6 protein-coding genes are annotated in these 5,649 nt (G+C 70.2%); 3 read left to right on the forward strand and 3 right to left on the reverse strand.

The features are described 5' to 3' along the window. Positions 1-82: 82 nt before the first annotated feature. Positions 83-511, reverse strand: coding sequence for a DUF3151 domain-containing protein (locus tag AB0C20_RS34775; RefSeq protein WP_238685276.1), 429 nt, complete (start codon positions 509-511; stop codon positions 83-85). A gap of 249 nt (positions 512-760) precedes the next feature. Here AB0C20_RS34775 and AB0C20_RS34780 point away from each other — a divergent pair, with 249 nt between their 5' ends. Continuing rightward, positions 761-1,954, forward strand: a complete 1,194-nt coding sequence (locus AB0C20_RS34780; RefSeq protein WP_357179070.1) for a hypothetical protein — start codon at positions 761-763, stop codon at positions 1,952-1,954. A 51-nt stretch (positions 1,955-2,005) separates the two neighbouring features. Here the strand turns inward: AB0C20_RS34780 and fbaA are convergent, their stop codons facing one another. Next, a complete protein-coding gene (gene fbaA / locus AB0C20_RS34785) occupies positions 2,006-3,031 on the reverse strand; it encodes a class II fructose-bisphosphate aldolase (RefSeq protein WP_357179066.1) in 1,026 nt (341 codons plus the stop codon). Between the two features lie 128 nt (positions 3,032-3,159). Beyond that, positions 3,160-3,543, reverse strand: a complete 384-nt coding sequence (locus tag AB0C20_RS34790; RefSeq protein ID WP_357569605.1) for a phage holin family protein — start codon at positions 3,541-3,543, stop codon at positions 3,160-3,162. 124 nt (positions 3,544-3,667) lie between these two features. Between AB0C20_RS34790 and AB0C20_RS34795 the strand changes: the two genes are divergently transcribed. Together AB0C20_RS34795 and AB0C20_RS34800 are read left to right on the forward strand one after the other, a co-directional pair. Beyond that, on the forward strand, positions 3,668-3,880 hold the full coding sequence (locus tag AB0C20_RS34795) for a hypothetical protein (protein WP_357179061.1): 213 nt from the start codon (positions 3,668-3,670) through the stop codon (positions 3,878-3,880). Positions 3,881-4,027: 147 nt separating this feature from the next. Further along, entirely contained in the window at positions 4,028-5,602 is a 1,575-nt protein-coding gene (locus AB0C20_RS34800) for an LPXTG cell wall anchor domain-containing protein (protein ID WP_357569606.1), read from the forward strand. Positions 5,603-5,649 lie beyond the last annotated feature (47 nt).

Here is a 5,649-nt window from a genome sequence, read left to right on the forward strand (position 1 = left end):
GGCTCCCCCGCCCCGGGGGGCCCCCGGCGGGGTCCACCCCCCGCCCGGCCGCCCCTCCGGGGCCCCCCCCCACGGGGCGGGGTCAGTTGCTCGCCAGCGCGTCCGCCGCTTCCGGGTCGCAGTCGCGCAGGAACTGGGCACAGCGGGCCGCCTCATCGGCCTCGCCGATCTCGTCGGCGGCGCGGGACAGCACGTAGAGGCAGCGGAGGAAGCCCCGGTTGGGCTCGTGTGACCACGGCACCGGGCCGTGCCCCTTCCAGCCACTGCGGCGCAGTTGGTCGAGGCCCCGGTGGTATCCGGTGCGGGCGTACGCGTACGCCGTCACCACCTGGCCCTGCGCGAACGCCCGCGCCGCGAGCTCCGCCCAGGCCGCGCTGTAGGTCGGGAAGCCGGCCGCCACGTTGGCGTACGCCTCATCGGTGCCGGCCTCGGCGGCGGCGGCCAGGGCGGCGTCGGCCTCGTCGTTCACGGGCAGGCGGGTGGCCGGTGGCTCTGGCAAAAGGTTCTGCATCGCCCCATTCAACCCGCTGGACAGGGCGACACGCGAGCGGGTCGGCCGACGTGTCCCGCTGAACGGCTGAGGAGTTGGTCACGCCTGCGGCCTATGCCGCTGCCTGGTGTTTTCCACTACAACTAATGGTCCGGAGCCTCCCCAGGAACCGGTTATGCAGGAGCCCGGTGGCCACGACCACCGGGCTCCTGTCGGTTCCACCCCTGGCCCGAGGTTTGACCGGCCCCGGTGGAGGGGCAGGATGGCCCGGTGCCGACCCCACCTCCCGCGGACGTCATCGAGCCGCACCTGCACGCCGGTGAGATCCAGACCCGTGCCGAGTTCGACAGTCAGCTGACCACCGGTCGGCTGACCGGACTGACCGTGCAGGGCCTGCGGCTCGACCTCGCGCCGGTGCCCGACCTGACCGGCGTCGACGTCGCCGGCACCCTCTTCGTCGGTTGCCGGTTCGCGTCCCGGGATGTGGGCGCCGACCTGGTCCGGCGCGGCGCCAACGTGGTGCCGCCGTTCTCCGGGTTGCCGTACCCGACCCAGCCGACGCACCTCTACACCCCGGACGAACTGGCCGCCGGGTTCGCCGAGGGCGGGTTCACCGGGATGTACGACACCCGGGTGTACGACCACTACCGGGCGCACGGCGGCGCGTTGCCGGACGTCAAGGAGGCGCTTGGTCAGCGGCTGCACGACCACGGCGTGGACAACGCGCTGGCCGACGCCACCCGCGTCTGGCTGACCGCGCACGGGCCGCAGTCGGTGGTGGGCATCATGGGCGGGCACGCGGTGCGGCGCGGCAGTCCCGCGTACCGGATGGCGGCCGTGCTGGGTTGGGAGCTGGCGCGGGCCGACCGGCTGGTGGTGACCGGCGGCGGTCCGGGTGTGATGGAGGCCGCGAACCTCGGCGCCTACCTGGCGGACCGACCGGCGACCGATGTGACGGCCGCCATCGACCTGCTGGCCACCGCCCCCGACTTCACCGACCACCACAGGTACACGGCCACGGCGCTGACGGTCCGGCAGCGGTACGCGGGGGTGCCCCGGCAACGTGGCGACGACCTGGGCTGGGCGCGTGCGGGTGGTCTGGCCATTCCGACCTGGCTGTACGGGCACGAGCCGGCGAACCTTTTTGCCGGGCGGATCGCGAAGTACTTCTCGAACGCGATCCGGGAGGACACCATCCTGCGCCTCGCCCGGGGCGGCATCGTCTTCGCGCCGGGGCGGGCGGGCACTGTGCAGGAGGTGTTCCAGGCGGCCACCAAGACCTACTACGGCACCGACGGCGCCAGCGGGGCGTACATCTTCCTGGACCGCGCCTACTGGACCGTCGAGTTGCCGGTGGAGGCGCTGTTGCGTCCGCTGCTGGCCGCGTCCCCGTTCGGTGACCTGTCGTCGACGATCCACCTCACCGACGACGTGCGCGAGGCCGTACGCCTGCTGACGACCTGACGACGACGGCCGACTCCCCGTGCGGGGAGCCGGCCGTCGGGTGGGACGTCGTTACTTGGTCATCGTGGTGCCGGTCGAGCGCAGGTGCTCGCAGGCCTCGACGACCCGGGCGGCCAGGCCGGCCTCGGCGGCCTTGCCCCAGGCGCGCGGGTCGTACTGCTTCTTGTTGCCGACCTCGCCGTCGATCTTCAGCACGCCGTCGTAGTTGCGCAGCATGTGGTCCACGACGGGGCGGGTGAAGGCGTACTGGGTGTCGGTGTCGATGTTCATCTTCACGACGCCGTAGTCCAGAGCCTCGCGGATCTCGCTCAGCAGGGAGCCCGAGCCGCCGTGGAAGACCAGGCTGAGCGGCTTGTCCTTGCCGTACTTGGCGCCGACGGCGTCCTGGATCTGCTTGAGGATCTCCGGACGCAGCTTGACGTTGCCCGGCTTGTAGACGCCGTGCACGTTGCCGAAGGTCAGTGCCGCCATGTAGCGGCCCTTCTCGCCGAGGCCGAGCGCCTCGACCATGGCCAGGCCGTCATCGGTGGTGGTGTAGAGCTTGTCGTTGATGGCGTTCTCGACGCCGTCCTCCTCGCCACCGACGACACCGACCTCGATCTCAAGGACGATCTTGGCCTTGGCGGCCTCGTCGAGCAACTTTGCGGCGATCTGCAGGTTCTCCGCGACCGGCACGGCCGAGCCGTCCCACATGTGCGACTGGTACAGCGGCTCCTCGCCGCGCTTCACCCGCTCCTGCGAGATGCCCATCAGCGGACGCACGAACCCGTCCAGCTTGTCCTTTGGGCAGTGGTCGGTGTGCAGGGCGATGTTCACCGAGTACTTCTTGGCGACCTCGTGCGCGTACGCGGCGAAGGCCACAGCGCCGGTGACCATGTCCTTGATCGAGGGGCCGGAAAGGTATTCGGCGCCACCGGTGGAGACCTGGATGATGCCGTCGCTCTCCGCGTCGGCGAAGCCCTTGAGCGCCGCGTTCAGCGTCTGGGAGGAGGTCACGTTGATCGCGGGGTACGCGTACCGGCCAGCCTTGGCGCGGTCCAGCATCTCCGCGTAAGCCTCGGGGGAAGCGATGGGCATGTGATGCGCTCCTTACTCTCGGCCGTGCTGGCCGCTGTTCTTCATTTGTGCGCCGGACCGCGCTGTCCTCCGCCGGGAGTATCCCGTAGGTGAGGTGCGCCGGAACAACCGACCCGGGTGCTTGCCGTTCACCGGCGTTCAAGGTTGTCCGGCACGATGACGCTGATCAACCAGGTCACCACGGTCATCACGATGGCTCCCCAGAACGCCGGCCAGAATCCGTCCACCTGGAACGGCAGGTCGAGCCCGCTGGCGATCCGGTCGGTGAGCAGGAACAGCAACGCGTTGACCACCAGCGCGAACAGGCCCAGGGTCAGCAGGTAGAACACACAACCGACGACCCGGATCACCGGCTTGAGCACCGCGTTGATCACGCCGAAGATCAGCGCCACCACGATCAGGGTGAGGACGGTGTTGCCACCCGAACGACCGTGCACGTCGACCCCGGGCACGATCAGCGTGGTTATCCACAACGCGACAGCGGTGATCGCCAGTCTGATGAGGAAGCCCACGGCACCATCCTGGCACCGGGTCGCGCCCCCGAGGGCTGATTCCGCCTACTCCGCTTCCGGGCGGTGCGCCGGCCCAACCCGTACGGTGGGTGGGAACCGTGCCCCGAGACCCCCGGGAGGGATGATGGGTCAGCCCGACGAGGACTTCACCCCCGGCGACCACCTCGCGCCCGACGAACGCGACCCCGAGGCGGACCCGGCCGACGCAGTCGAGCAGGCCACTGTCGCCGGCCCGGCCGACATCGACGGTGAGCCGCACCGCGGCCTGGAGGTCGACGACTGGGACGCGATGGAGCAGGCCCGGGTGGTCACCGGGGACGAGGACGACTACCGCTGATCCCGTCGCGGGTCGGCTGCCCGTTGCGACACTGGTGCTCAGCCGTTCGGGTCATTGGATAGATATCGATCCGAAGGGGGTTACCGGGGGAGTCGGGGCGTCTCTAGGTTGGACGAGCGCCACCTGTACCCCCACGGGAGGACCCCCATGCTCAAGCATTCGCTCCGCTGGCTGACCGGGCTCGGCGCCGCAGGCGCGTTGATCGCCGCCTCCGCCACCCCCGCCGTCGCCGCACCCACGATCGAGCCCTACTTCCAGGACGCCACAGTGGCCATCGGCGCGGAGGCGACCATCCGCGGTCTGTTGCTGTACGCCGACGAACCGACGGTCCTCACCGACGTGTCCGTGCGGTACGACTACCGCTCCCTGGCCGACACGATCACTGTGACTCCTGCGGACGGCCAGGAGTGCACCGCGCCGGAGCCGGGCGTCCTCGTCTGCACGGAGCCCTCCGATGTCACCCTTTACGAGATGCCGCCGCTCGGCAGCGGGATCTACCGCAACGGGGTCAAGCGGGTGCACCTCGGCCTCACTGAAGACGCGCAGCTCGGTGACTCCGGGGACGTCGCGGTCAGTTTCCAGGCGGCCGGCGGGCGGAGCGGCAGCTACACCTCGCACGTCCGGGTCGGCGAGGGGGTCGACCTGGCCGGCGGCCCGTTCACCAGCCTCTCCGCCAAGCCGGGTGGGAAGTTCACCGTTCCGCTGGCCGTGGCCAACGCCGGCGACAAGGTCGTCAACGGATTCGTCGCGGTCTTCGATCTCCCCTACTCGATCCGCACAAAGGACCGGTTCAGCAACTGCCGCTACTCCGACGACCACCTGGTCTCCTGCCAGTTCGACGAGGACATCCCGGTGGGCACCGGGCTGGCCACCACGCTGAACCTCGAGTTCGTCAAGGACACCTACGCGCCGGCCAACCACTCCGGCTACGCCCAGTTCATGACCACTGCCGACTTCGAGGACCTGACTCGGGTGCGGACGGCCGTCGGCGCTCGGGCGGCCACCCCTGGCGGCGGTCCGAAGCTGACTCTGACCGGGGCACCCGGCAGGATGCGGAAGGCTTCCCAGACCGACGTTGGCCCAGGCAACGACTACACCGGGTGGACCATCAAGGCCACCGGCACTAATGGCACCGACCTCGCGGCGATCGGCGCCACGCTCAAGGGCACGGCCGGTGCCGTCGTCACGGCGACCGTCGGCTTCCGGAACAACGGCCCGGCGACGCTCGACCGGACGAACGGAGACTTCGAGGCCGCCACCCACACGAACGTCGAACTGCCGCCGGGCACCACCGCCGTCGAGGTCCCCGACAACTGCTGGTTGCGGCAGGACACCACCCGCACGTACCTGTGCGCCTCGGAGATGCTCCTGGTGGCCGGGCAGGCCTACACCGTTAAGTTCCGGCTACGGATCGACAAGGTCATCCCCAACGCCCGGGGCGCGGTGCGGGTCAACGCGCCGTGCGAGTGCCCAGCCGGCGGCGGCTTCCAGGACGACCTCAAACCTGTCAACGACAGGGCCACCATCGTGGTCAACGCGCCTCAGGGCGGCGGTGGCCAGGGCGATGGTGATGGCGATGACGACGGTGGCGGTGGCGGTGGTTCGCTGCCCATCACCGGCGCCCCCACCAACCTGATCGCGGGCATCGGTGCCCTGCTGCTCGTCACCGGTGCCGGCTGCTACCTGCTCGCCCGACGCCACAGCACCCGCTCCGCCGCCTGACCCACCCCGACCCGACCGACGCCCCGCCGGCCCGTCTGTTACTACGT

Source organism: Micromonospora sp. NPDC048843 (assembly GCF_040649965.1).
GTDB lineage: Bacteria > Actinomycetota > Actinomycetes > Mycobacteriales > Micromonosporaceae > Micromonospora > Micromonospora hortensis.